Here is a 25,800-nt window from a genome sequence, read left to right as displayed (position 1 = left end):
ATGAACGGCAGCAGCGCGATCGTCATCGGCGCCAGCATCGCCGGGCTGGTGACGGCCCGTGTGCTGAGTGACCACGTCGACCGGGTGATGATCCTGGAACGGGACCATCTGCCCGACGAGGCGGTGCCGCGCCGCGGCGTGCCCCAGGGACGGCACGCCCATGTGCTGCTCGCCGCGGGTCAGACGTTGCTCACCGGCTGGTTCCCCGGGCTCACCGATGACCTCGTGGCGCAGGGCGCGGTCCCGTTCGACGCCGGTGACGTGCTGGTTTACCAGGGCGGCGGCTACCTGGCCCGGCACCGGCTGGGCCACCTCGCCATCTCGATGAGCAGGCCGCTGCTGGAGAACGCCCTCCGGCGGCGGCTGCTGCAGCAGCGGAGCAACGTGACGCTGCGCGACCAGTTAGCGGTGGACACCCTGCTCGTCGAAGACGACCGGGTGGTCGGCGTGCTCTCCGACGGGGTGCAGCACCGGGCCGACCTCGTCGTGGCGTGCACCGGCCGGAACACCCGGATGCTCGACCACCTCGCCAAGTCCGGCTTCGCCGTCCCGGAGGTGTCGGCGATCCGCATCGACATGGCCTACGGGACGCGCGTGGTCACCCGCCGGCCCGACGACCTCGATCGCGCCCTCGCCCTGGTCATCGACGACCCCACGCGCGGGCACCGGATGGGGAACATGGTGCCGGTGGAGGGTGGCCGCTGGATCGTCACCCTCGGCTCGTTCCACGGCGAGAACCCGCCCACCGAACCCGACGAGTTCCTGCAGTTCGCGCGCAGCCTACCGGCGCCGGCGCTGGCCGACGTCCTGGGGCGGGCCGAGCCGCTGTCCCCCGTGCTCACCCATCGCATGCCCACCAGCCAGCGCCGCCATGTGGAACGGCTGCGCCGCGTCCCCGCCGGTTTCCTGGTGCTCGGCGACGCCGTCTGCAGCTTCAACCCGGTCTACGGGCAGGGCATGTCGTCGGCGGCCCTGCAGGCGCGAGAACTGGACCGCACGCTCCGGCGGCACGGCTTCGCATCGCCGTCGCTGCCGCGGGCGTTCTATCGCCGGGCCGCGAAGGTGGTGGCGATGCCCTGGCGGATGGCGGCCGTGGCCGACTTCGCCGATCCGGGAACCACCGGACCGAAGCCCGTCGGGGCCGACCTCAGCCTGCGAGGCCTCGACTGGGCGGTGCGGGCGGGCCACGCCTCGGCGGTGGTCGCCCGGCAGATGGTGCGGGTCTACAACCTGCTGGCCCGGCCGCGTTCGCTACTGCACCCGGCGATGGCCGCGCGGGTGCTGCTGGCCGCTCGCCGGTCGCCCGCGCGGAACCGGAACCACCCGCCGGACCCGTCACCGCGGCGCACCGGGCCACCCGGCACACAGTCGGAACGGCCGTCCGGGGCACGTCCCGGATGAGATCACTCGGCCAGGAAGTCGTCGATGTGCGAGAGGAACTCCTCCCACGCCGGCTCCGACGCGGTCAGCAGGTGATTGCGGCTCTCCAGCAGCACCAAGCGGCTGTCCGGGATGAGCGCGGCCAGCTCGCTGGCCTGCGATGCCGGCACGCGGGCATCGTCGCGGGCGTGGATGATCAGTGTCGGGCACTGCACCCGGTGCGCGATGTCCGAGACGTCGATCTCGGCGAACTCCTCCAGGAAGCGGACGCCGTTGGCCGGCGAGGTGGTGCGCCGCTGGAAGTTGATGAAGTCGGCCCATTCCTCCCCGGTGCCGTCCGGCAGGAACTGCGAGGCGAAGACCTGCAAGAAGCTCGGGTCCTGGTGCATCCAGCCGACCCGGGCAAGGTTGAGGTCGAGTTCCGCCGCGTCCCGTTCGTTGTCGTCGGCGGCGCGGATGCGCCGCCCGCGGGCGTAGGCACCCGCCAGAATGAGCCGGCTGACCCGCTCCGGCCGCCGCACCGCGTACGCCACCGCGACCGCTCCGCCCTGGGACACGCCGAGCAACGGGAACTGGTCGAGCCCGACCGCGTCGACCACGGTCTCCAGATCGTCGACCCAGTCGTCGAAGCTGAAGCTGGGCACGGTCCAGTCCGACATGCCGCAGCCGCGCTCGTCGTACCGGATCAGTCGCCGGTTGCGGGCCAGGCCGCTGAGCCAGTGCGACCACACCGGTGTCGTCCACTCCAGGTCCAGGTGCGTCATCCAGTTGGCCGCCTTCAGCAGCGGCGGGCCGGAACCGACGGTGGCGTAGGCGATCCGGGTCGCGTCGTCGGAGCGGCAGAACCGGATGACCTGACGGTCCGCGCCGGTGACCGGCGCGGACGGGCGCAGCACCGGCACGGCGCCGGCGCCCGAGGTGGCCGCCAGCACCGTGGTCGGGCCGACGAACTGGTAGCCCCGGCGGTGCACCGTGCGGATCATCTGCTGCTGGCTGCCGGTATCGCCGACGGCGAGCCGCGCCGTCCGCAGCCCGGTGGTCAGCGCGGCCTCGCTGACGAAGCGGTCCCCCCACACCTCGTCGAGGAGTTCGTTTTTCGGCACCACCCGGTCGCGATGCTCGACCAGATGGCACAACAAATCCAGAGCACGCGGCTCGACGTGCACCGGTTCACCAGCACGACGTAGCTGGTGACGGTGCGTGTCGAGCTCGTACTCGTTGAAGCGATAGATGTTCCCCACCACCGCGCAGCCTACTAGGCGCGGCCGGGGTGACCCAGAGGCTCCCGGGACGACTTGACGGTCCACAGTAGATTCCGATCACCGGAATGCTCAGGTTTTCGTCAGACAAGCCTCAGGGCGCCGCCAAGCGGACAAGGTGGCCATCGCCCGACGATGGGGACAGACGGTGGCCCGGAGCGTTCGCGACTCCCGGCCATGCCGGGCAGTGGGCACATCCGCAGGAGAGAAGAGGCCATGATTCATACGAGCATGCATCCCGAGGTGACGGTCGTCGACCAGCCCATCCACGAGCGGGTGCTCGGCGACGCCGCAAGCCGCGCGGCCTCGCCCGCGCTGGTGGACGCGTCCAGCGGACGGACCATCACGTACGGCGAACTGGTGACCCTGGTCCGCGGGCTGGCGGTGGGCCTGAACGCCGAAGGCATCGGCAAGGGCGACGTGGTCGCGCTGCACTCGCCGAACACGATCCTCTACCCGGTGGCCCTCTACGGCGCCACCACCACCGGCGCCACCGTGACCACCCTGTCGCCGCTGGCCACGCCCGCGGAGATGGCGAAGCAACTGACCGACTCCGAGGCCCGGCTCATGGTGAGCGTGTCGGCCCTGATCGAGCCGGCGCGGGCGGCGGTCGACCTGGTGCGCCGGCAGACCGGGCGCGTCATCGAGATCCTGGTCTGCGACGAGGCCGAGGGGCACCGCTCGCTGATGAGCGTGTTCGACGACTGCGACGCGCCCCGGCCCGACCTCGACCCGGCGACGGACGTCGCCCTGCTGCCCTATTCCAGCGGCACCACGGGCACGCCGAAGGGCGTGATGCTGACGCACCGCAACCTGTGCACCAACTTCGCGCAACTGGCCGCGCTGCACCGCGTCGCCGAGGGTGACCGGGTCATCGCCATCCTGCCGTTCTTCCACATCTTCGGCATGATGGCGCTGCTGATCAGCGCGCTCGCCCAGGGCGCGACCGTCGTCGTGCACTCCCGGTTCGACCTGGACGCCTTCCTGACCAGCCTGGAACGCGACAAGATCACACACGCGTACGTCGTACCGCCGGTGATGCTGGCGCTGGCCAAGCACCCGGCCGTCGCCGGGCTCGACCTGTCCGCCCTCCGGCGCATCATCTGCGCCGCGGCGCCGCTCGACGCCGGGCTGCAGACGGCCGTCGCGCAGCGCCTGGGGGTGGAGACCGGTCAGGCGTACGGGATGACCGAGCTGTCCCCGGCCACCCACATCCACGGCGACGGCAACCACGAGGAGCCGGTGGCGTGCATCGGTCACCTCATCCCGTCCACGCAGGCACGGCTGGTGGACCCGCTGACCGGCACCGACGCCGCCGCGGGTGAGGCGGGCGAACTGTGGGTGCGCGGCCCGCAGGTGATGAAGGGATACTTCGGCCGCCAGGAGGAGACCGACGCGACCATCGACGCCGACGGCTGGTTGCACACCGGCGACATCGCCCGCGTCGACGAGGACGGGAACTGGTTCATCGTCGACCGGGTCAAGGAGCTCATCAAGTACAAGGGCTATCAGGTGCCGCCGGCCGAACTCGAAGCGGTGCTGGTGAACCACCCGGGCATCGCGGACGCGGCCGTGATCGGCGTGCTCGACGCGGACAACGAGGAGGTGCCGAAGGCGTTCGTGGTGACGGCGCCGGGCACGTCGCTGACCGCGGACGACGTGATGTCCTACGTACGGGACCGGGTGGCCCCGTACAAGAAGGTGCGCGTGGTCGAGTTCATCGCGGCGGTGCCGAAGGCGGCATCGGGCAAGATCCTGCGGCGCGAACTGCGCGAACGCGAGTCGGCACATTCCTGACCGCTGCGCGGCGGCCACGCGTCAGCGGTGTCGCGGCTCCAGCATGTCGTCCAGCGGCAGACCCGCGAACCGCTGCGGGGCGGCTGCTGCCGGCACCCCGGCCCACCGGCGCACCGTGGCCGTGGCCGCAGCCGCGTCGGCCGGTGCGAGGCGGGAGATGTTCGCGCCGTGGTTGGAGCCCGGTGCCACGTACAGGAAGGAGTCGCGCCGGCTGGGCGTGAATCGCTCGGCCCCCCACGGGTCGTTCTCGCCGTAGATGAACAGCATCCGCTGCGACACGGTCCGCACCCACAGGTCGACATCCAGCATGGGCAGCGGATTGTGCACGCCCCGCAGCTCCGCCGGGAGCGACGAGTTCGGAACGTACAGTCCGGGGTATCTGCGCAGCCCGCGCAGGTGCTCGAAGCGCGGGCTGGGCCAGCCGAGCTGGGTCGCCGCCTGACGGTAGTACGGCCAGTACCGCTCCAGACCCTGATCGGTGTAGAAGCTCCAGCCGGCGACGGCGTCGATCCAGTCGTACAGTTCCCGGTCGGTGGCCGTGGTGGCGGGCACCTGTGGGCAGTTGGCGACCGACTGGTATTGCCAGAAGGCCCACACGGTGTCCAGCACGGTCATCTCGAAGGAACGGTCCGCCGTGCCCAGCGTCCGGGTGAACGTCCACCCCTGCGCGGCGGCGTCCGCGGTCAGCAACGGCACGAGACGGTCGCGCCGGCGCAGCGCTTCCCGCTGCACGTCGTCGAGCGTGGCGCGGCAGTCCGCCGGGCCGACGGTGGCGAAGAAGCGGTCGTACGCGCCGTCCAGCGGGTTGACCGCGTCGTCGGGCGCCACGTACGCCACCACGCCGTCCACGTCCGACGGGTAGAACCGCCGGTGGTAGACGGACGTCATCCCGCCCTTGCTGGCGCCCGTCTGGATCCACCGTCCGGTGTAGATGCCCCGCAGCGCCTGCACGATCCGGTGCTCGTCGGAGGCCTCCTGCCAGATGGTGAGGTCCGACCAGTCGGCCGGATCGGGCCGTGACGGGGTGAAGAATCGGTGCTCGACCGAGACCTGGTTGGCGCCCAGCAGCGCGGTCGGCTCGGTCTGCGACGGCCGGGGGTCGGCGGGCAGCGCGTACCCGCCGGTGGCCAGCACCACCGGGGCGTCCACCGACCGGTGCAGCAGCGTCAGGCGCTGGGTGTAGGACTGCCCGTGCGGGTGACGGTGGTCGGCGGGCTGGCGATAGGCCAGCACGAAGAACCGGTAGGCGTCGGTGGCGCTCTGCGACACGACGGTCAGGCCGGGAACGGCCGTCAGCCGGTCCAGCAGCGGATCGTCGTCGGCTCGCGCGGCGCTTGCGGGCGAGATGGCCATCAGGACGGCCGTCAGCAGCGCGGCCCACCGTGTTCTCACGGCGCACAGCATATCGACAATCGCCCATGCCGTGGGGGCGTAGGGATCAGGCGGGTATGCACTCGCCGAGGCCGGCCGCGCGTACCAGCGCGACGGCGTCCACCGTGCGGCCCGGAAGCTTGCGCAGCAGCCACTGGGCGTCGGGGCGCTCCGGATAGATCGCGATGTTGTCCCGGTCGCGCAGCACCCGTGCGGTCTCCTCGGTGACCATCTGGGCGTACAGGGTGATCCGCGCGCCCTCGTCGAGATCCGGGTCGGCGGCCGTCGGGGCCAGGCCGATCCCGACCCGGCGCGCCACCCAGCCCTGGTTGGCCCGTTCGGCCTGGCTGTGGAAGTAGTACGGGCCGGTGGCGCCCCGGTCGAATATGAGCAGCTGGTAGCCGTCCGGCACGGTTCCGGTGCCCGGGTAGGAGCGGCAGTACGGCACCGGGTCCAGCACCGGACTGAAGCGCAGGTCGGCGTCTAAGGGCCGCGCGGGTGCCGCGCGGGCGAGCGCCGCACCCGCACCGCCGGCGCCGAGCATGATGAGCATGGCGGCCACCACGGCCGGCAACCTCCGACGGCGCCGCCAGCACAGGGCGAGGCCGACGGCGCCCGCGACGAGCACGGCACAGCTGAGGCCGAGAAGCCAGCCGCCGCGCACGACCAGGAACGACACGACGGTGATGGCGGCCAGCACCAGTCCGACGGTGTCGGCAACCGCGCCCAGTGACGGCCGCGGCCAGCGGCTCTTGTCCCCGGCGGCGCTCACGGGTCCGCGCCTGGAGCCTGCCGCGCCAAGAGCTGGGTGACGGTGTGCGCAGGCGCTGGCCGGGCGAGGCGGAATCCCTGCCCTCGGGTGTACCCGAGATCGGTGAGCAGACGCTCGTCACCGGCGCTCTCGATGCCTTCGGCGATGACCTCGATGTCCAGATCCTGGCAGAGCAGGCGGGTGTGGCGCAGCACGGTGACGGCTTGCGCCGTGGGTGCCTGCCGGATGAACTGCTGGTCCAGTTTGAGGCAGCGCACCGGCAGACGGCTGAGCGCGGCGAGGTTGGAGTATCCGGTGCCGAAGTCGTCGATGGCGATCTGCACCCCGATGCCGGCGAGGTCGTTGATCACCTGGTGATGGTGCTCGACGGCGGCGCTTTCGGTGATCTCGAGTTGCAGAGCGGCGGCGGGCAGGCCGGTGTCGTGCAGCAGCCCGGCGACGGTGGCCGGGAGGTCGGGCTCGGCGAGCTGATGCGGGGAGAGGTTGACGCTGAGCGTCAGCCGGTGCCCCTGCTCGCGCCAGATGACGGCCTGCCGGCATGCCTGGTCGAGCATGCTGCGGCCGAGGCGGCAGATCTGCCCGCTCTGTTCCGCGAGGTCGATGAAGTCGTGCGGGCTGAGCACCTGGCCGCCGTGCCGCCAGCGGGCGAGCGCCTCCACACCGGTGATGCGCCGGCTGCGCAGGTCGTAGATCGGCTGGAAGTGCGGCATGAAGTCGCCCCGGTCCAGGGCCGTCGGCATGGCCCCGGTGAGGCGGTGGCGGCGCAGGTCGGCGGCGGCCCGCGCGGGGTCGTAGCAGGCGCGGTCGCGGCGGTCGTGGCGGGCCCAGCCGAGCGCGCAGCGGGCGTCGCGGATCCAGGCCTGTGCGGTGGTGCCCTGGAGGGGACCTTCCACCAGCCCCTCGACGGTTCTGATCCGTGGCTGACAGGCGCCCGGCGCCGATGCGGCGAGGGCGTGGCAGGCGTGGTCCACCGCCTTGGCCAGGTCGTCCAGGCAGCCGGTCGCGACCACCAGGGCGAAGAGGTCGTCGCCGAGGTGGGCGACGAAGCATCCGTGCGCGGCGGCCAACTGCTGCAGCCTCGCCCCGATGGCGGCGAGCAGCAGGTCGAGGTCGTCATGGCCGTAGGTGTCGGAGAGCTCGGCGAAGTCGCCGATGCTCAGCAGCCCGACGCCCAGCCGGGCGTCCGGCGACGCGGTCGCGATCCGGTCGGTGAGATGGGTGAGCAGGTGGGCGCGGTTCGGCAACTGTGACTGCGGGTCGTGCAACTGTGTGTGGCGCAACTGTTCCTGGTAGCCCGCTTGCACGCGCCGCCAGTGCAGTTTCTCGGAACGGTTCATGTCCTCCGCGGCGCCGACCGCGGCGGAGCGCTGGGCCGCGCTGAAGCCGGCCGCGATGCCGGCCATCAGGTGCGGGATCCGCCTGCGGCCGGGCGGGTCGCCGGCCAGCTCGGGCAGCCGCTCCGCCAGCAGCGCGATGGTCGACCCGATCACCGCCGGGGAAGACATCCGCAGCTCGACCAGGCGCCGCCCGATCTGGTAGCCCGGCGCCGGGTTGAACGGCTCCGCGTGCACCGCGTCGAGCAGTTGCCGCAGCAGGTCCTCCAGCGCCGCGCGGGCTCGTCCACGGCCGGCCGGGAGGAAGCCGGCGGCGGCGACGTCCGCGGTCCACCGCCGGGCCACGGCCTGGGCCTCGGGGGACAGCGGCCGGGCAGCGTCGGCCGCACGATCGGACATGGCTGTCCTCTCAGTCGGCCCCGGCAAGGGCGTGGTTGAGTCCGGGCCACGGACATATGACCATGTTTGGCCACTCATCGGCCACTCTTTCCACTCAGGAGGGAAACAGTCATATGGCGCGAATAAGCACCCATCACCGTTTCCGGGCGAGGACCACCAGTGCGGCCGGCTGCGGCGGATCCTCGGCCTCCTCGGGGTCGGGATGCCAGTCGGTGGCACTGACCACGCCCGGGTCGACGAGTTCGAAGGCCGGTCCGAGCAGCGCCGCGACCTCCTCGGCGTCACGCAGGATCACCGGCGTCGGCGTGTTCTCGTAGAGCTTCACCGCCTGCTGCTGCGCCTGCCGACCGGCCGGCGTCGAATCGGGGCCGACATGCGACACGACCAGATAGCTGCCGGACACCAGCGCATCACCGATCTTGCTGAGGATCGATGCGGGGCCGGCCGAGTCCGGGATGAAGTGCAGCACCGCGACCGTCAGCACGGCGACCGGTTCGGAGAAGTCCAGCAGTTCCAGCACCTCGGGGTGGTAGAGGATCTGCGCCGGCCGGCGCAGGTCGCCCTCGATCACCGCGGCCCCCGGGTTGCCGCTCAGCAGGCTCCGGCTCTGCTGCACCGCGATCGGATCGATGTCGACATACATCACCCGGGCGGCCGGATCGGCGTCCTGCGCCACCTCGTGCACGTTCCCCAGGGTGGGAATGCCCGAGCCGATGTCCAGGAATTGCGTGATGCCGGCGTCCACCAGCCAGCGCACCGCCCGGCCGAGGAACGCACGGTTCGCCCGCGCGATCAGTCCGGCGCTCGGCATCACCCGCTCGGCGCGATCCCAGAACTCCCGGTCCACCTTGAAGTTGTGCACGCCGCCGAGCGCGTAGTCGTAGACCCGCGAGGCATCCGGCACCGTGACGTCCACGCCCTCGGGGACCCACCCGAACGACTGCGTCATCGCGCACCCCATTCCTGCCCTCGCCGACTCCGCTGTCGACGAGCACTCCCCTACCACAGTAGACGGAGATCTCCCGGCAGCCCGATGGTGGCCCGGGACGGCATCGCCGTCCCGGGCCACCATCGGTCTCATCGCAGGCTGACCGGTATCAACTGTGTCTCGTCGCGGCTGCGGTTGTCGTGGCTGACCACCATCCAGCCGCGAGCCGGGGTGCGGACAAACTCGGCCCTGTTCACGGTCACCGTCTCGGTCGCGACACGGTTCGGCGCGACCTCGTCGGCGATGCCGGTGGTCAACGCCGGCGTGAACGCGTTGAAGGTCGCGGTGCCCGCAACGGTGTCGTCGCTGCCACCGGCGAGGCCATAGCTGGCAGCGTGGTAGGTCAGCCGCGGATTGTCCGCGGACAGGCACGGCGACCCGGGCTGGCAGAGCTGAGAGATCAGCACCGGCATGACGAGCGAGCTTCCGTCGTACGGCGCGTCGGCGAAGAACTCCAGGGTGCCGTCCCCGGTGCGCATGTCGAAGACGGCCGTGACGAGTTCGCCGCTGAACTCACCGGCGGTGAGCAGGCCGTAGTCGACGCCGACCACATCGTAGTCGTCTGTGCCGTCGCCGTTGACGTCGACGAACACGTCGAACTCGTCGGCGGCGGCGTTGGACAGCCGGTTGTGGGTGCTGATCGCGAACGCGACGGCGTCGGCGGCGGGCAGGCTCTGCACACCGACGGCCCGCACGTCGGCCCCGCCGACGGCGTCGCGCCGGTCGTACAGGCCCCAGGCGTACCAGTCGGCGGCGCCGGAGATCACGCCGCGCCGGTTGGTGATCATCGCGGTGGCCGACCCGGTGCGACGCAGCGCCGCGGTGTTCACCCGGGTGGCCACGTTCGACACCGACTGCGGCACCAGGTAATACGGCACCTGGAGACGGACGCCCCCGGTGCGCCCGGCCACCGGGGTGAAGGTCACCAGACCGGACACGTCGTGGAAGTCGCTCGCGTCGCCCGCGGTCGCGGCCGGAACCGTCAGGGTGAGCGCCACCGTGGTCTCGCCCCGGCCGGGGACCGTCACCCGAGTCCGCTGCGGCGTGGCCGCGTGCGGGCTCCCGGCCGGGCGGCCGACCGACACGGTGAACGTCTGCGCCGTGCGCCCGAGGTTCTTCAGCGTGATGATCTTGCGCTGGTGATAGTCGCGGCCCAGCTCGGCGAAGCCGTAGTTGAGCGTCGCCGTGCCCGCGTCCCCAAGCGCGACGACCTGCGTCTCGACCGCGCCGGGGGCCTGGATCAGCCCCGCGCCGTCCCCGCGCGTGGAGTAGTCCGCGATGCCGGCCGGGTCGGCGGTGTTGACGATCGCGGCCTTCCAGTACGCCACCCTGCGCCAGTCCGGGTGGGCCTGCTTGACCAGCGCGGCTTCGCCGGCGGTGTGCGGGGCGGCCATGGAGGTCCCGGACATCGCGACCGCGCCGGTGCCGGCTCCGGAAGCGGCCGAGAAGATGCTCACGCCGGGCGCGGTCACGTCCGGTTTGAGCCAACTGTCGCCGCCGCGCGGCCCGCCGGACGAGAAGCTCGCGGTCGCCGTGTATGCCGGGTTCTGCAGGGTGGCGTTGGTCAAGGTGGTGGTCGAACCGTCCGCGGCCAGCAGTTTCGCCGCCGCCGACGACGGCACGCCGAGGAACGGGATGGTGACCTCGGCCGGTTCGCCGGTGTCCGGGTTGCTGGTGATCGGCCCTTCGTACGGCGGGTACGAGTCGACGTTGTTCACCTGCAGCACGGCGGCGGCGCCGGCCTCCTGGCCGTAGATCGCCTTGGCCACCCGCGCACACGTGCCGCGGGCCACCACCACCAGTGCCCCGGTCACCCCGGGCTGGTCGAACTCCTCGGTGCTGCAGCCGAGTGCGATGCCGCCGGCGCCGTTGCTCAGCACCTTGACCGGCAGCGACAGCCCGTCGGCGAACGAGGCGCCGTTGGCGTTGATCGCGTCCAGCCCCAGGGACAGGTGAGCGCCCGGGAAGGATGCGGTCGGGTCGTTGGCCGCCACGCTGATCGTGCTGGTCGCGACGGAGGGGTTGCCCACGATGTACGGGGCCGGGCCGGAGTTGCCCGCCGAGGCGACCACGATCACGCCGTCCTTGGCGGCGTTGTTCGCGGCGACCGCATCCGGCGCGTCGGCGGAGCCGAACGACGAGCCCAGCGACATGTTGATGACGTCCATGTCGTTGGCCACGGCCCACTCGATGGCGTCCACCACCATGTCAGTGGAGCCTTCGCAGCCGAAGACCCGCACCGCATAGAGATCGGCCTTCGGAGCCACGCCCGGGCCGACGAGCCAGTCGTGCGCCCCCACGGTGGCGTTGTCGTACGGGCCCCGGTAGGTCTTGCCGTTGGCCAGCACGCCGTAGCCGCCGATGGTGCCGGACACGTGCGAGCCGTGGCCGCCGCAGTCCAGCGGGTTCGGGTCCGGGTGCGGCACCGGCTGGTAGGAGGCGCTGGTCGGGTCGGCGTCGTAGCTGTCGCCGACCAGGTCGATGCCACCCTTGACCTTGGACGCTGCGGGACCGAACAGGGCCGGGTCGGCCGGCGCGGTCTCCTCGGCGTGCGCGGCGGCGTACGCCGCGGTGGTTCCGGGACCGCCGAAGTCGGCATGGGTGTAGTCGATGCCGGTGTCGATGACGGCGACCTTGATGCCCTCGCCGCGCACCTTGTCCGGCGCCTTCCACACCGCTGGGGCGCCGATCATCGGCACGCTGTTGGTGTTGTCCGGCTGCACCGTCGCCAGGGCGTGCACGCCGACCACGCCGGGCGTGGCCGCGAGCGTGTCCAGCTCGCCGGCGTTGACGCGCACCTTGATGCCGTTGTAGGCGTGCTGATAGGTGCCGAGCACGGTGCCACCGAGCCGGCGCGCCTTCTGTTCCACCGGTGTCTGCGCCTGCCGTATCCGGTCCCGCCGCTGCCGCTTCGCGGTGTCGCTCAGCGGCTGCGCGGCCTCGGCGTCGGCCACCGCGACCGGGTCGTCACCGAGCTGCACCATCGCGGTGACCGGCCGGTTGCGCATGCCGGCCGGCACGCCGGTGATCTTCGAGCCGGCCGGGACCGGCGTGAACTCCCGCCGCAGGCCGGGCGCGGCAGCCGCGCTCGACGACGCGGTCATCACGCCCATCGCGGTCACCAGAATGCCTGCTCCGGCCATCGCCGTGAGACGCCTGCCAAAACTCTTTCCGCCCACGCGGGCTGCCTCCTCCGTACCCCGCGCAATGCCCGCAGCATCCCGAGGAGGCATGCGGACGTCACGTCGCGCGCATTTCCCGAACAGACCGGCCACGGCGATGACATCGCCGCAAGTCAATCTCGAACGGGAGTCTGCACGTCATTTGTTTCCAGCACCATCCCTCGATCGGAATCAATTCCCGCAGTCAATACATGCAAAATCCCGCATCTCATCAGGCGTTCCCTAGGCCGCTCCCGCCCCGGACACCCCTCCCCCGCCGATCTTGAGACTTGCGGTCCGTCATGTCAGATATGACGGCCCAAGACGGGCACACAAAGTTCAAGATCGACGGGGCGGGGGCGGGGGTGCGGGCGGGGGTGCGGGTGCGGGTGGGGGTGGGGGTGGGGGTGGGGGTGGGGGTGGGGGTGGGGGTGCGCTGACTAGCACGGCGAGGGCGGTGGTGATCGGCACGGAGGCGACCAAGCCGATCGTGCCGACCGCGCCGCGGAGAATCTCCTGCGCAAGGAACCCGCTGGTCAGCACCTGTGACACCGGTTGGTCACCGACGGCGATCACCAGCAGCAGCGGCAGCGCGCCACCGGCGTACGCCAGGACGATGGTGTTGACGGCGGAGGCGACGTGCGCGCGGCCGACCCGGTTCGCCGCCCGGTAGAGCCGCGCGCGGCCGACGGTTCCGGCGCCGGCCAGCTCGGACACGGTCGCCGCCTGGGTGACGGTGACGTCATCGAGAACTCCGAGCGCCCCGATGATGATGCCGGCGAGCAGCAGGCCCCGCATGTCGAGGTCGCCCCGCGTGGCGGACAAATAGGAATCGTCGTCACTGGCGATGCCGGTGAGGTGCATCGTCGCGGTGAAGACGGCGCCGAGGAGGCCGGTGAGGACCAGGCTGGCCAGAGTGCCGGCGACCGCGACCGAGGTGTGCACGTTGACCCCATGGGTCAGATAGAGGGCGGCGAACATGATCGCCGCGGACCCGACGATCGCGACCAGCAGCGGCGATGCGCCGCCGGCGATGGCCGGGATGATGAACAGCAACAGCACGGCGAAGCTGACCGCCAGGCCCACGAGCGAGGTCAGGCCGCGCCAGCGGCCGAAGAGGAGAATCAAGCCGAGCGCGAGCACGAGCATCCAGAGCATCGGCGTGGCGCGCTGGTGGTCGACGACCACATAGGTGCGACCGCCGGGCACGGCGTTCGCGGAGTACAGAAGCACCACGTCGTCGCCGACCTGCAACCGCGGCGCCCCCGGTCCCTGCGGCAGGTCCACCGTCGCGGTCGTTCCGGTGCCGGGACCGTCGGTGACCCGCACGCTCGCCGACCCGCAGCGCTGCGCCTGGCCGGAAGGCCGGCCGTCACCAGCCGCCGGGCATTGCTGCTCGGTCAGGGCCACGACCGTCCCGAGCGCACGGACGTCGGCCCCATCGGAAGGTTGCCCGGCGGACGGTGCAAGCCGGCCCGGCCACAGCAGAATCATCGCGATCAGCGTGGCGAGCGCGGCCGGGACGAGCACGGCAGCGATGATCCGGCGAGCACGTCGCGACGACCGCCCCACGGGTCCGTGCGGATGCGCGTGTCCGTGGGAGTGGTCGTACGACGCCGGGCCTGCCGTCTGCTGGTCGGCGGTCCGGCCGTGGCGTGGCGTGCGAGCTTGGCGGTGCCGGTTCAACGACGTGTTCTCCCCCTTTCGCTTCGGGAACTCGCCGGGCGCGGCGTGGCGCAGGCAGGCTATCCCCGGGCGGGCCGACGACGGAAATGACACACCCTACGGCGTCGGCACCGGCTTTCCCACCGAAACAAATGCACAAAAATGCATATGAGCATTCGTGCTCGGCACGCGGCGAATGGCCCGGGAGGGTCATTGGCGAAGGCGGCGGAACCAGTAAATTGGAGCGCGGCCCGCGACAAGAGGATTGTCGCTTTCGCGCCGGACCGGCCGAGGCGGACGAGGGGAAGCAGCAGGTGAACGCACCGGAACGACTCGACGCCACGTCCGGCGTCCGGGCCGACGAGATCGACTGGTCGGCGTTGCCGCCGGAGCCCGCCTCGCCCGCACCGGCCCGCAAACCTGCCCGGATCGGATCGTTGGAGATCCTGGCCGGCCTCCTGGTGCTGCTGGTCCTGTTTCGCCAGCCGCTGAGCGGGCTGATCTCCGGCGCCCGGCTGCAGACCTGGACCACGGTCTTCGTCTCCGTGATGGTGCAGGCCACCCCGTTCCTGGTGTTCGGGGTGGTGCTGTCGGCCGTGATCGCCGTGTTCGTGCCCCGGTCCTTCTGGGCGAAGGCGCTGCCCGGCCATCCCGCCCTCGCGGTGCCGGCGGCCGGTCTCGCCGGTGTCGTCCTGCCGGGCTGCGAATGCGGCAGCGTACCGATCGCCGGCTCGTTGATCCGCCGGGGTGTCACTCCGGCCGCCGCGCTGGCCTTCCTGCTCGCCGCGCCGGCGATCAACCCGATCGTGCTCACCGCCACCGTTGTCGCGTTTCCGGGACGGCCCGAGATGGCCGTCGCGCGGGGTGCGGCGAGCCTGATCGTCGCAGTCGCGATGGGATGGTTGTGGCTGCGCCTGGGCAAGACCGAGTGGATACGCCTGCCGCATCGGCCGGACCTCGATGACCTCTCCCGGGCGCGGGCGTTCTGGGCGGCATGCCGGCACGACGTCATGCACGCCGGCGGATTCCTGGTGATCGGCGCGGCCGCCGCCGCCACGATCAACGTGGTGGTTCCCGAGTCCTGGTTGCAGAGCCTCGCCGGCAACGCGGTGGTGTCCGTCATCGCCTTGGCCGCCCTGGCGGTGCTGCTGTCGATCTGCAGCGAGGCGGACGCCTTCGTGGCCGCGTCGCTGTCCCAGTTCTCGTTCACCTCGCGCTTGGTCTTCCTGGTGGTCGGCCCGATGGTCGACCTCAAACTGATCTCCATGCAGGCCGGGGTGTTCGGGCGGCGCTTCGCGTTCCGGTTCGCGCCGGCCACCTTCGCCGCGGCCATCCTGGTGGGCTCCGGCGTCGGGATGGTGCTGCTGTGAGTCGGCTCAGCCAGGCGGTGATCATGCTGCTGTTCGGCGGCGCGATCGTGAAGGCCACCCTCACCGATGTGTTCCTGCGCTATGTGAAGGAGGGCATGCGGCCGTTCCTGCTCGGCGCCGGGCTACTGCTGGTGGCTGCGGCAGCGATGACCATCTGGTACGACCTGCGCGCGGGCGCGGCAGCGCCGGCGGCGGAGCACGACGAGCGGGAGAACGACGAACTGGAGCACGACGAGCACGGGCATGGGCATCACGAGCCGACGGTGGGCTGGTTGCTCGTCCTGCCGGTGCTCGGGCTGCTGCTGGTGGCGCCGCCGGCGCTCGGGTCGTACACCGCGGGCCAGGCGGGCACGGTCACCGCCGCCGCGTCGGACTCCGACTACCCGTCCCTGCCACCCGGCGACCCGGCACCGATCAGCTTGCTCGACTACGCCTCCCGAGCGATCTTCGACGACGGCCGGAGCATCACCGGGCGGACGCTGCGGCTCACCGGTTTCGTCACCCCCGGTCCCGACGGCCGGCCCATGCTGGCGCGCATCGTGCTGACCTGCTGCGCCGCCGACGGGCGCCCGATCAAGGTGGGACTCACCGGTGACACCGTGGTGGACGCGGCCCCGGATAGCTGGATCGAAGTCGTCGGCGTCTACAGCTCTCTCCGCGGCAAGGACCCGGTCAACCAGGCCGACGTGGCCTTCGTCGAGGTGCGAAGCTGGCAGCAGATCAGCGAACCCAAGCAGCCGTACGCATGAGCGACTGCACCGAGCGCAGCGAGGGCCAGGAGCGCATGCAAAGACAGCCCCGCATGAGCGACTGCACCGAGCGCAGCGAGGGCCAGGAGCGCATGCAAAGACAGCCCCGCATGAGCGACTGCACCGAGCGCAGCGAGGGCCAGGAGCGCAGGCGCGGTTTCACCGTGCTGAGCCTGGTCGTCGCGTTGCTGGCCGGCGGCACCCTGATGTCCGGCGGCACGCAGCGCAAACCGCCCCCGCCACCGGGCCGGGTGGCCGCCCAGCGAGCGTGGCCGGGTGCGCAACGCGGCACCATGCCCGCCGGGCTCGCCGACGGGCCGCTGTTCCAGCCGTTGCTCTTTCTCGACGCGAACACCGCGCTCGGCACCGCACCGAGCCCGGATGCGACGTCGGTGCGCCTGCTGCTGCGCCGCGCCGACGGCAGCGTGCGGTTGCTGCGGCGTGTGCCGTACGACGACGAGGTGACCTTCGACAACGCGACCGCCGCCGGCGACGGCATCGTCTGGACCGAGTCGGCGAGCGGGCAGCCCTGCGAACTGTGGACGGCGAACCTGCGCACCGGCGGCCCGGTCCGCCGGTTGGTCGCCGACGCCGGCAACCTCATCGCCTTCGGCACACAGGAAGACCTTGTCGTCGCCGGGGGCAGGGTTCACTGGGCGGCCGATCCGGGCGACTCCCACACGACGGAGATCCGCAGCGTCGCGCTGTCGGGCGGCGCGGTGCGCGTGCGTGCGGAGGACGGCGCCTGGGCGTTGTCGCGCTGGCCGTGGCTCACCAGCGGCGCCGAGACCACGGTTTTGCGTTCCATGGGCACCGGGCGGGAGGTGGTCGTCCGGGCTTCCGGCTCCGAACTGGTCACGTGCAGCCCGGTCTGGTGCCGGGCGATGGTGATGAACGAGACCGGGCTGGCCCGCATCGACCTCATGCATCCCGACGGGTCCGCGCGCCGCACCGTCGCCGGCGGCGGCGCTCAAGCGCCGCTGAACGACGTGGCGGTGCTCGACCGGCTCGAGGTGTTGTCCGAGCCCGGCCCGGACTCCGACCTCACCGGGACCGCGAAGCTACTGGTCTACGACATCAGCACCCGGCGCACGGTGGTCGTGTCGCCGTCCGCCGCGGGGGTGTCTTTCCGCAACGGCGTGCTGTGGTGGTCCACCGGCGACCAGGAGACGACCACCTGGTACAGCCTGGATCTGCGGACCGTGTGACATCGCGCGGTGACCGCGTCCGCCCGGGACGCGGTCATCCTCCGCCGGTCGCGTAGCGCAGCACCTCGGCAACGAGGCGGCCGGTCGCTTCGCCGCGCAACGTGTAGAACGTCTGCCGGCCCTGCCGGCGACGGGTGATCAGCCGGGCGGCTCGGAGGAAACGCAGATGGTGCGCGATGGCGGTGGGGTCGGCCGGGATGGCGGCGGCGAGGGTCGCGGGTGTCCGCTCCCCCTCCAGCAACAGCAGCAGGATGTGCAGCCGATGCTCGTACGCCATCGCGCGCAGCACGACCACCGCGCGTTCCAGCGCGGCCGTGGTGTCCAGCGGCTCAGCCTTGTCGCCCACGCTGAGCTTCCTTCGTCTTGGCCAGCAGCAACGACATCGCCAGCAGCAGCGTCGCGGTCAGCGTGATGCTCGCCCCGGCGGCGATGTCCCACCGTGTCGAGAGGGACAAACCGGCGAGTCCGCTGACCGCGCCGAACACCACCGCCAGTACGGTGAGGGTGCTCAGCCTGGTGGCCCACGGGCGGGCCGCCGCGGCCGGCGCCACGATCAGCGCGAGGGCGAGGATCGTGCCCACCGCCGGGACGATCGTCACCACCACCGTCTCGATGGTCAGAAGCAGCACCACGTCCCACACCCCGGTGGCGAAGCCGGCCGCCTGCGCCCCGGTACGGTCGAAGCCGGTGTACGCCAGCGGGCGGGCGCAGGCGACCAGGACCGCACCGACGAGCAGCAGCACCATTGCGGTGATCACCAGATCCGCCGCGCTGACCGTGAGGATCGATCCGACCAGGAACGAGGACAGGTCCCGGCTGAATCCGCTCTGGGTGGCCACCAGGCCGGTGCCGACCGCGAACCCGGCGGCCAGCAGCACACCGGTCGCCGACGCCGCGTTCTGCCCGCGACGGCGGCTCAGCGCCGCGACGCCCAGCGCCACGGCACCGCCCGCGACCACGCCGCCGAGCAGGATGTTCACGCCGATGATCGAGGCGGCGACCACCCCGGGGAAGGTGGCGTGGCTCAGCGCCATGGTGAAGAAGGACAGTCGGCGCAGCACCACCTGGACGCCGACCAGTCCGGCGAGCGCACCGCAGAGCAGCACTTCGACCGTCGCCCGGTGCAGGGCGTCATCCCACCAGTTCATGCGGGGAGCTCCGTTCGGCGTGGGTGCCGTGCCCCGGCGCGCGCCGCCGCCGTCGCACCGCGCCCAGCGGCACAAGCAGCAGGTAGGCGAGCACCAGCACGAGGACGACGGCGGAGGCGGAGGTGAGTGAGAAGCCGTACTCCACCGAGGCGGTCCAGCTTGCGAGCAGCCCGGCGTATGCGGACAGCAGGATCAGGCCGGTGCCCAGCGCGGCCATCACGGGCAGTCGTGCGGTCACCATCCGGGACGCCGCCGCCGGCACGATGAGCAGCGCGACCACCAGGATGATGCCCACCGCGCGCACCGCCGCCACCACGACCAGGGCGACCACCACGTTGAGCCACAGGTCCAGCCAGCCGATCCGGAAACCGGCCGCCGCCGCACCCACCGGATCGAAGCTGCGGAAGATCATGGCGCGGGCGCCCACCAGGAGCAGGCCGAGGATGATCACCGCGAGCACCGCGGTCTCCGCGAGCTGCCGCGGCGTGACTGTCAGGACCCGTCCGAACAGGAAGGTGGTCAGGTCCGCGGTGTAGGAGGAACGCCGCGACACCAGGGCGACCCCGAGCGAGAACATGGCGGTCAGCACCACCGCGGTGGACGCGTCGTCGGAGAGCGCACCGCCGCGGGTCAGCAGGGTCAGCGCGATCGCGGTGACGATCCCGGCCACCAGCGCCCCGGCGAACACGCCGTCGATGCCGCCGGCCAGATAGCCGACGACCACCCCGGGGAACACCGTGTGGGTGAGCGCGTCGGAGACGAACGACAGGCGGCGTGCGAACACGAAGACGCTGACCGGGCCGGCGATCACCGCCAGCAGGGCGAGCTCTGCCAGGGCACGGGCCATGAACGGCACGGTGAAGGGTTCGATCACGGCTCCACCAGCACCGTACGGCCGTCGCTGACATCCACCGCGTGCCGCCCGTACGCGCGCCGCAGGGTTTCCGCGGTCAGCACCTCGCCCGGCGGGCCGACCGCCCACTGCCGGCCGTTGAGCAGGCAGACCTGGTCGGCGAGTTCCCGGGCGAGCGCCAGGTCATGGGTGCTGAGAACCAGAGACGTGCCGGTCGCGGAAAGCTCGCGAAGCACCGTCAGGATGGCGTCCTGGCTGACCGCGTCGACCCCGTTGAACGGTTCGTCGAGCAGCAGCAGGCGCGCCTCGGCGGCAACCGCCCGGGCCACCAGCGCCCGCTGACGCTGGCCCCCGGACAGTGTCCCGAACTGTGTGCCGGCCCGGTCGGCCAGGCCGACCCGGTCCAGCGCCTGCGTCACGGCGCGACGGTCGACCGCACGGGTGGGCCGCCACCAGCCGATCCGCCGGTATCGGCCCATCATGACCACCTGCGCGGTGGTGACCGGGAAGTCCGCGTCGAGCGAGTCGGTCTGCGGGACGTAGCCGGTGACCGCGCGGGCCTGGGCGGGCGGCTGACCGAACACGGTGGCCGTGCCGTCCAGGACCGGCACCAGGCCGAGCACGGACTTGATCAGCGTGGACTTGCCCGCCCCGTTGGGCCCGATCAGCACGAGACGACGCCCGGCGGCCAGGTTCAGATCGACATGGGTGAGCACGGGTGTGCCGTGGTACCCGATGCTGGCCCCGGTGTAGCGCAGGGCGGCCCCGGCCGCCGCGAGGTCGCCCATCTCAGCCACCCAGCGCCGAGACGATCACCTGGGTGTTGTGCCGCTCGGCGCCGAGGTAGGTGCCCTGCGGGGTGCCGAGCCGGCCCAGGCTGTCGCCGTAGAGGGCGTCGTCCCCGCCGACGACCTTGACCCCGGCCTGCTGGGCGATCGCTTCGGCGGTCTTCGGCGGCAGTGAGCTCTCGGTGAAGATGGCCTTCGTGCCGGTTGCCTTGATCTTGGCGACCAGATCGGTGAGCTGCTTGGCGGACAGTTCGGCCGAGGTGTCCATGCTGGGGATCACCGAGCCGACGAACTGGAGGTGGTACCGGTCGACGTAGTAGCCGAACGCGTCGTGGTTGGTCACCAGCTTGCGCTGATCCACCGGCAGCGTGGCGAAGGCGGCCTCGTTGTCGGCGTCGAGCTTGTCCAGCTTCGCCGCGTAGCCGGCGAGGTTGGCCCGGTAGGTCGAGGCGTGCGACGGATCGGCTGCGGCCAGCCCCTTCTCGATGTTGCCGACCATGATCTTGGCGTTCTGCGGGTTGTGCCAGATGTGCGGATCGCCGTCCTTCATCTCCTCGTCGCCGGGGTCGCCCTGCCGGATCCGCACGCCCCGGCTGGAGTCCACGACGGTGCCGGAGAAGCCGGCGGACTCGATCGTCGGGTTCAGCCATTCCTCCAGGCCGACCCCGTTCTTCACGACGAGCGAGGCCGCAGCGATGGCCTGGATGTCGGCCGGTGTGGGCTCGTACTCGTGCGGGTCGACGTTCGGCTTGATGATCTGTGTGACGGTGACGTCGCTGCCCGCGATGGTGCGGACGAAGTCGGCGACCTCGGGCGTGGTGGCGACCACGGCGAGCCGGGCGCCGGCGGACGAGCCGGACGCGACGTCGCCGTCGCCGGATCCGCATCCGCCGAGGAGGACCAGCGCCGCGGCGGTTGCCGCAGCAACGAGGGTGCGTTGCCCATGCTTCACGAAAACCACTCCGTTCCTGAGAGGCGAAACGGTAATCGTTTTCATTAACTATTGCCTAATCACGAAATGACGATGTGTTCATGGGTGCCTCAGGTGTGGTCGATATCCGCCAGCACCGCGAGGAGTCGGTCCACCTCGTCGACCGAGTTGTAGACGTGCAGGCTCACCCGTACCGAAGCGGTCTTCTCCCCCGCATCGCCCTGACAGTGACCGTCCGCACGGACCATGAGCCCTTCGGCGGCCAAGACGAATCCGAGATCGTTCGAGCTGATCGACCGATGACGGAAGGTGACGATGCCTACCCGCTGCTGCACCGGCGTGCCGGCAGCCAGGCTGCCCTGGCAGCCCAGGATCTCGAAGCTCGGCAGCCACCGAAGCCCTTCGGTGAGCCGGGCGGCGAGCGCGGTGTTCCAGCGCGCGATGCGCTCCGTCCCGGCGGCGTCGAGCCAGTCCAGCGCGGCGGTCATGCTGATGATGCCCGCGGTGTTGGGCGATCCGTGCCAGCCGGCCGGCGCGAACCGGGGACCGCGCCGGTTGCCGGCCCACACCGCTCCGGTCCCCGGCAGGGCCATCGTCTTGTGCCCGGAGAACACCAGGAAGTCCACGTCGGCGCCGGCGAGCGACACGGGCACGTGCCCCACCGCTTGGGCCGCGTCCACACAGATCGGGATGTGCGGCCCGGCGACCGCGCGCAAACGGTGCACGTTCATGTCATTGCCGTAGACGTGGTGCACCTGTGTCGCGACGATGAGACGCGTCCGCTCGTCGAGCATGTCCGCGAGGCGGTCGATCTCATAGTCGAAGGCGGCATCGTAGGGCATCGGCCGCGCCTGCACCCGGACACCGAGCCGGCGCAGCGAGCCGACGACCTCCAGCCAGGGCTCGATGTTGGCGGCGTGGTCGGCGAACGGAACGATGATCTGATCGCCGTCGCGAAGCTGCGGCGCGAGCCAATCGGTGGCGATCGCGCGCAGGCCCTCAGTGGCACCACTGACGAAATGCACGCCCGACCGCCGCGGCTCCGGATCGTCGAGAAACCGGCACAGCCGCTCGCGGGCATGCTCGATGCGGGCGGTCGTGCGGTTCGCCCACGGATAGGTGCCCCGGGCGGCGTTGGCGTTGCCGGTGCTCAGATAGGCCAATACCGCGTCCAGCACCGCCTGCGGCTTCTGCGAGGTGGCGGCACTGTCCAGATAGGCGACGTCCGGGTTCCCGGTGATGATCGGGAACTGCTCGCGCAACCGCTTGTGCCAGCCGATCAGATCGCTGGGAACGGCCATGTCAATCCCGGACCAGTTCGCCGCCGGCATCGCGCCAGGCGATGATGCCACCGTCGAGCGAGGAGACGTCCCGGTGCCCCATCCGGCGCAGCAGGGCGGCGTAACGGGCGGATTTCTCCCCCACCGGACACACCAGCAGCACCGGCTGGCGACGGCCGAACGGCAGGCCGCCGTGCAGCAGCTCGGCGAACAACTCGTCGACGATGTTGATCGAACCGTCGATGTGTAGGGCCCGATAGGCGACGGGGCTACGGAGGTCGATCACGATGCCCCGCCTCTGCGTGACCCATCGCTGCGCGCCGGCGACACCGATGGTGGACGCCTCGGCCACATCGGCGTCGGTCAGGGTGCGGACGGAGTTGCGCCGCGGTGGCTGCCCGAACAGCTCGGGACGGCGCTCCCGCAGGTAACTCAGGTAGCTCTCGACGCGGTCGCAGACGATGAACACGGCCGTTCGGCGTTCGGTCAGCTCCGCGTCCACGGCGCGCAGATGCCGTACTGCTCCCTGATAGGCGCCGCCGCCGGTGGGTCCGGCGAGTGTGCCGCATCGGCGCACCAGGGTGAGCAGGCCGTCGATGGCGTCGTCGGCGGTGATGGTCTCGATGACGTCATAGACCGCCGGGTCGAACAGGCCGACGTGGTGCACTTCGTCGATGGTGCGGATGCCCGGGATGAAGTCGGACTTGTCCGCCACCAGGCCCAGCACCCGGACGTCCGGGTTGTGCCGGCGCAGCGCGGTCGCCACACCGGTCGACGACCCCGCGGTGCCGACACAAGCGACGAAGTAGTCCGGCGCTCGGCCGCCGAGGTCCTTGACGATCTCCGGCCCGGTGCCCTGCAGATGCGCGTCGACGTTGAGACCGTTGAAGTACTGGTCGGTGTGCACATACCCGCCGCCGGAGGCGGACAGCCGCTGGTGCATGCGGGTGAGCGGATCCTCGGCGTCGGTCGGGTCGAGGCATTCGGACTGGCCGGGCAGCTCATCGATCTCCGCGCCCAGCAGGAGAAGGAGGTCTTTGATCTCCGGAATTCTCATCCGGTTGGTGACCGACTTGAACGACAGCCCGTGCATTCCGGCGATGACCGCAAGCGCCTTGGCGGTGTTGCCGCTGGACAGCTCGACCACCGTGTCACCACGCTGCACGGCACCGTCCAGCAGCGGCCGGGCCATGGTCCAGGCGGCGCGGTCCTTCACCGAGCCGAACGGGTTCAGCAGCTCCATCTTGGCGAACAGGTCGACGTGGCGCAGACCGTGCACCGCGGGATCGATGCGCACCAACGGCGTGTTGCCGACGGCCTCGGTGAGGGAATCGATTCTCATGATGCCTCCGTCCGCACCCGAATCGGCCAGTACTGCTCGTCCAGGCACCACCGCCAGCCGCCATCGTCGCGGAACATCGCGACCTTGCGACCGATCGGCTGCCGCAGCGCCCGGGTGGCGCTGAAGTCCATGAAGTAGCCGGCGGTGTTGACGAAGGCCAGCAGGTCTCCGGCGCGCGGCCGGGACGGCAGGAAGACCTTGCGGCGGCTGATCAGGTCGGCTTCCAGGCACAGGTTGCCGAACAGGTAGACGCCGACCGGTCCGGCCCCGCCCGGCGCGCCCCGGTGCACGACCACCGGGTCCATGAGCACGCCGTGCTCTTCCAGGCTGACGTCCCGCGCATTGCAGTCCAGCCGGACCACCGTGTCTCCGTTGTCCTCGTCGCGCACCTCCAGGACCGCGGCCAGCACCAGGCCGCACTGGTCGAGCAGCGCCCGCCCCGGCTCGATGTGCAGGTCGCACATGTTGTCCAGCAGGAGCGCGCCGAGCGGCCGACGTTGTGCCGGGGCGTCCATGCCGAGTAACCGATCGAGGTAGGCCGCGCCGGAGACCGGCCGGTGTGCGGGGTACAGGTTCAGCGAGCCGCGGACGGTGCCGCCCTCGGCACGCAGGCCGTACCCGTGTCCGTCCCAGGTCAGCGGCGTGCGTTTGCCAAGTACCGCTGCGGTGAGCGCGGACGTGTACGCGTCCCACTGGGCGGCGTCGGCGAGATAGTCCACGCCGAAACCGCCGCCGATGTCGACCGACCACGGCCGCAGCCCTCGTCGGCGGCATTCGTCCAGCGCGGTCAGGCAGCCCTCCAGCGCCAGCGCTTTCTCCGCCATTCCGATCGTGTCCAGATGGAACGCGACACCGACGAGGTCAAGCGCCGCGGCGTGCTCCTCGATCAGGTTCACCGCGCGGGCGAACGCGGTGGCGGATACCCCGAATCGGCTGCGGCGGCTGTCGAGATGCACTCCGGCCGAGGCGAATCCGGACAGGCGCACCATCACCCGGGTGCGGGGCAGGCCATGCTCGTCCACCAGCGAGGCCAGTTCGGCCAATTCCGCGGTCGAGTCGGCCCCGACGATGACTCCGGCGCGAGCGGCCAGCCACAGGAATTCGCGGTTCTTCGGCCCGGTTGCCACGATTCGTCCGGGGTCGACGCCCGCGCCGAGCGCATGCTGCAGCTCGGCCAGCGAAGCCACGTCGACGCCGGCATCGGTGGCCGCGAGTTCGCGCACCAGGGCATTCGAGCGATTGGCCTTGTGCGCATAGAAGATCTGACCGGTGAGGTGATGACGAGAATAGACGGCGCGGAAGGCGGCCACGTTGTCCGCCAGGCGCTGCGGAAGAACGACTCCTAGCGGCGATCCGAGCGCGTCGACAACCGTGGTCAGCAGCGCTTTCTCGGTGAGCAGGGCCGTCATGAACGGCTCGATTCGAGGGGAAAGACAGAGCGACAAAGCGGCCCCCTCAATCCCCTACCGGGGAATAGGCGATTTGTCCTCCGCGCCGAGAACCCTGCGTACCGACAACTATTCACAACGTAACGGACGCCCCGGCTCACGCCAAGTGCCGACGACCAACCGGCCCATTTCCGATCCACGGAGACCGCCCGGCAGCGCGGTGCTCACCTCCCGTCGATCTTGGACTTTCCGGGCACCCAGATCCCAATATTTCAGGGCGATACGGGCACCGAAACTCCAAGATCGACGCGAGTGGTGGACAGGCGTCCTTCACCCGAGATCGCGGCTAATATGGCTTAGTGTGCATGTCTTAAATGTGCGCGACAATGCATTGGTTGACGCCATCGCCCCCGAGTCATTGATCATTCAATCCATTTACTCCCTCCTCACGCGATGCGGGTGCCGCGCGAACTGCGGCGCATCCAAGTCCCCGGCAGCCGACTCGTCGGCGAATGAACGATGCGAGGAGGATCGATGATTGAACCTTTCAACATGGCGAGGCCGGCAGATGCCGCCGCTGGCCGACGGCGCGCAACCGACGGGCTCGATGCCAGGTT

20 protein-coding genes are annotated in these 25,800 nt (G+C 70.9%); 5 read left to right on the top strand and 15 right to left on the bottom strand.

The annotated features are described in order from the left end of the window. Nucleotides 1-1,401, top strand: coding sequence for an FAD-dependent oxidoreductase (locus IEY73_RS03970; protein ID WP_189077581.1), 1,401 nt, complete (start codon nt 1-3; stop codon nt 1,399-1,401). Between the two features lie 2 nt (nt 1,402-1,403). On the opposite strand, the gene IEY73_RS03965 is transcribed toward IEY73_RS03970, so the two are convergent. After that, entirely contained in the window at nt 1,404-2,621 is a 1,218-nt protein-coding gene (locus IEY73_RS03965; RefSeq protein WP_229715464.1) for an alpha/beta hydrolase, read from the bottom strand. Nucleotides 2,622-2,855: 234 nt separating this feature from the next. Between IEY73_RS03965 and IEY73_RS03960 the strand changes: the two genes are divergently transcribed. Then, nucleotides 2,856-4,436 carry an AMP-binding protein gene (locus IEY73_RS03960; RefSeq protein WP_189077579.1) on the top strand — a complete coding sequence of 527 codons (1,581 nt, stop codon included), beginning with the start codon at nt 2,856-2,858 and terminating at the stop codon, nt 4,434-4,436. Between the two features lie 21 nt (nt 4,437-4,457). On the opposite strand, the gene IEY73_RS03955 is transcribed toward IEY73_RS03960, so the two are convergent. The 6 genes from IEY73_RS03955 to IEY73_RS03930 all read right to left on the bottom strand — a co-directional run bounded on the left by IEY73_RS03955 (nt 4,458) and on the right by IEY73_RS03930 (nt 13,991). Beyond that, nucleotides 4,458-5,828 carry a S28 family serine protease gene (locus IEY73_RS03955; protein WP_229715462.1) on the bottom strand — a complete coding sequence of 457 codons (1,371 nt, stop codon included), beginning with the start codon at nt 5,826-5,828 and terminating at the stop codon, nt 4,458-4,460. A gap of 46 nt (nt 5,829-5,874) precedes the next feature. Then, nucleotides 5,875-6,579 (bottom strand): AzlD domain-containing protein, encoded by a 705-nt coding sequence (locus IEY73_RS03950; RefSeq protein ID WP_189077577.1) that lies wholly within the window; start codon nt 6,577-6,579, stop codon nt 5,875-5,877. After that, nucleotides 6,576-8,312, bottom strand: a complete 1,737-nt coding sequence (locus IEY73_RS03945) for a putative bifunctional diguanylate cyclase/phosphodiesterase (protein ID WP_189077576.1) — start codon at nt 8,310-8,312, stop codon at nt 6,576-6,578. Before IEY73_RS03945 ends, IEY73_RS03950 begins: the two co-directional genes overlap by 4 nt. Nucleotides 8,313-8,445: 133 nt before the next feature. Next, on the bottom strand, nt 8,446-9,261 hold the full coding sequence (locus IEY73_RS03940; protein ID WP_189077575.1) for an SAM-dependent methyltransferase: 816 nt from the start codon (nt 9,259-9,261) through the stop codon (nt 8,446-8,448). Between the two features lie 128 nt (nt 9,262-9,389). Beyond that, nucleotides 9,390-12,443, bottom strand: coding sequence for a S8 family peptidase (locus IEY73_RS03935; RefSeq protein WP_189077574.1), 3,054 nt, complete (start codon nt 12,441-12,443; stop codon nt 9,390-9,392). A 357-nt stretch (nt 12,444-12,800) separates the two neighbouring features. Next, a complete protein-coding gene (locus IEY73_RS03930) occupies nt 12,801-13,991 on the bottom strand; it encodes a YibE/F family protein (protein WP_229715461.1) in 1,191 nt (396 codons plus the stop codon). A gap of 449 nt (nt 13,992-14,440) precedes the next feature. Between IEY73_RS03930 and IEY73_RS03925 the strand changes: the two genes are divergently transcribed. From IEY73_RS03925 to IEY73_RS03915, 3 genes are read left to right on the top strand one after another with little or no spacing between them, the layout of a single operon-like run. Further along, nucleotides 14,441-15,496 carry a permease gene (locus tag IEY73_RS03925; RefSeq protein WP_373292725.1) on the top strand — a complete coding sequence of 352 codons (1,056 nt, stop codon included), beginning with the start codon at nt 14,441-14,443 and terminating at the stop codon, nt 15,494-15,496. Then, nucleotides 15,493-16,245, top strand: coding sequence for a TIGR03943 family putative permease subunit (locus IEY73_RS03920; RefSeq protein WP_189077573.1), 753 nt, complete (start codon nt 15,493-15,495; stop codon nt 16,243-16,245). The genes IEY73_RS03925 and IEY73_RS03920 overlap by 4 nt, the downstream gene beginning before the upstream one ends. Continuing rightward, the gene (locus tag IEY73_RS03915; RefSeq protein WP_229715459.1) at nt 16,242-17,453 is read left to right on the top strand and encodes a hypothetical protein; all 1,212 of its coding nucleotides are present in this window, start codon (nt 16,242-16,244) and stop codon (nt 17,451-17,453) included. The genes IEY73_RS03920 and IEY73_RS03915 overlap by 4 nt, the downstream gene beginning before the upstream one ends. Before the next feature lie 34 nt (nt 17,454-17,487). Here the strand turns inward: IEY73_RS03915 and IEY73_RS03910 are convergent, their stop codons facing one another. The 8 genes from IEY73_RS03910 to IEY73_RS03875 form a co-directional block, all read right to left on the bottom strand. After that, nucleotides 17,488-17,799, bottom strand: coding sequence for an ArsR/SmtB family transcription factor (locus IEY73_RS03910; RefSeq protein ID WP_229715458.1), 312 nt, complete (start codon nt 17,797-17,799; stop codon nt 17,488-17,490). Further along, nucleotides 17,783-18,601 carry a metal ABC transporter permease gene (locus IEY73_RS03905; RefSeq protein WP_189077572.1) on the bottom strand — a complete coding sequence of 273 codons (819 nt, stop codon included), beginning with the start codon at nt 18,599-18,601 and terminating at the stop codon, nt 17,783-17,785. Before IEY73_RS03905 ends, IEY73_RS03910 begins: the two co-directional genes overlap by 17 nt. Then, nucleotides 18,585-19,475, bottom strand: a complete 891-nt coding sequence (locus IEY73_RS03900) for a metal ABC transporter permease (protein ID WP_189077571.1) — start codon at nt 19,473-19,475, stop codon at nt 18,585-18,587. Before IEY73_RS03900 ends, IEY73_RS03905 begins: the two co-directional genes overlap by 17 nt. Then, nucleotides 19,472-20,242, bottom strand: coding sequence for a metal ABC transporter ATP-binding protein (locus tag IEY73_RS03895; protein ID WP_189077570.1), 771 nt, complete (start codon nt 20,240-20,242; stop codon nt 19,472-19,474). Before IEY73_RS03895 ends, IEY73_RS03900 begins: the two co-directional genes overlap by 4 nt. Nucleotide 20,243: 1 nt before the next feature. Next, nucleotides 20,244-21,194: a metal ABC transporter substrate-binding protein gene (locus IEY73_RS03890; protein ID WP_229715456.1), complete on the bottom strand. Its 951-nt coding sequence runs from the start codon at nt 21,192-21,194 to the stop codon at nt 20,244-20,246. 89 nt (nt 21,195-21,283) lie between these two features. Continuing rightward, a complete protein-coding gene (locus IEY73_RS03885) occupies nt 21,284-22,474 on the bottom strand; it encodes an aminotransferase class V-fold PLP-dependent enzyme (protein WP_189077568.1) in 1,191 nt (396 codons plus the stop codon). Nucleotide 22,475: 1 nt separating this feature from the next. After that, nucleotides 22,476-23,795 (bottom strand): pyridoxal-phosphate dependent enzyme, encoded by a 1,320-nt coding sequence (locus tag IEY73_RS03880; protein ID WP_189077567.1) that lies wholly within the window; start codon nt 23,793-23,795, stop codon nt 22,476-22,478. Next, nucleotides 23,792-25,204: an alanine racemase gene (locus IEY73_RS03875; RefSeq protein ID WP_189077566.1), complete on the bottom strand. Its 1,413-nt coding sequence runs from the start codon at nt 25,202-25,204 to the stop codon at nt 23,792-23,794. Before IEY73_RS03875 ends, IEY73_RS03880 begins: the two co-directional genes overlap by 4 nt. Nucleotides 25,205-25,800: the final 596 nt, after the last annotated feature.

The organism is Mangrovihabitans endophyticus (genome assembly GCF_014646155.1).
Taxonomy (GTDB): Bacteria; Actinomycetota; Actinomycetes; order Mycobacteriales; family Micromonosporaceae; genus Actinoplanes; species Actinoplanes endophyticus.
This window is presented reverse-complemented; position numbering and strand designations above follow the sequence as displayed.

Coding starts and splice junctions, on each gene's coding strand:
- IEY73_RS03935 (WP_189077574.1), bottom strand. CDS start 12,443: ATGGCCGGAGCAGGCATTCTGGTGACCGCGATGGGCGTGATGACCGCG.
- IEY73_RS03960 (WP_189077579.1), top strand. CDS start 2,856: ATGATTCATACGAGCATGCATCCCGAGGTGACGGTCGTCGACCAGCCC.
- IEY73_RS03970 (WP_189077581.1), top strand. CDS start 1: ATGAACGGCAGCAGCGCGATCGTCATCGGCGCCAGCATCGCCGGGCTG.
- IEY73_RS03880 (WP_189077567.1), bottom strand. CDS start 23,795: ATGAGAATCGATTCCCTCACCGAGGCCGTCGGCAACACGCCGTTGGTG.
- IEY73_RS03945 (WP_189077576.1), bottom strand. CDS start 8,312: ATGTCCGATCGTGCGGCCGACGCTGCCCGGCCGCTGTCCCCCGAGGCC.
- IEY73_RS03875 (WP_189077566.1), bottom strand. CDS start 25,204: ATGACGGCCCTGCTCACCGAGAAAGCGCTGCTGACCACGGTTGTCGAC.
- IEY73_RS03895 (WP_189077570.1), bottom strand. CDS start 20,242: ATGGGCGACCTCGCGGCGGCCGGGGCCGCCCTGCGCTACACCGGGGCC.
- IEY73_RS03885 (WP_189077568.1), bottom strand. CDS start 22,474: ATGGCCGTTCCCAGCGATCTGATCGGCTGGCACAAGCGGTTGCGCGAG.
- IEY73_RS03915 (WP_229715459.1), top strand. CDS start 16,242: ATGAGCGACTGCACCGAGCGCAGCGAGGGCCAGGAGCGCATGCAAAGA.
- IEY73_RS03940 (WP_189077575.1), bottom strand. CDS start 9,261: ATGACGCAGTCGTTCGGGTGGGTCCCCGAGGGCGTGGACGTCACGGTG.
- IEY73_RS03905 (WP_189077572.1), bottom strand. CDS start 18,601: ATGAACTGGTGGGATGACGCCCTGCACCGGGCGACGGTCGAAGTGCTG.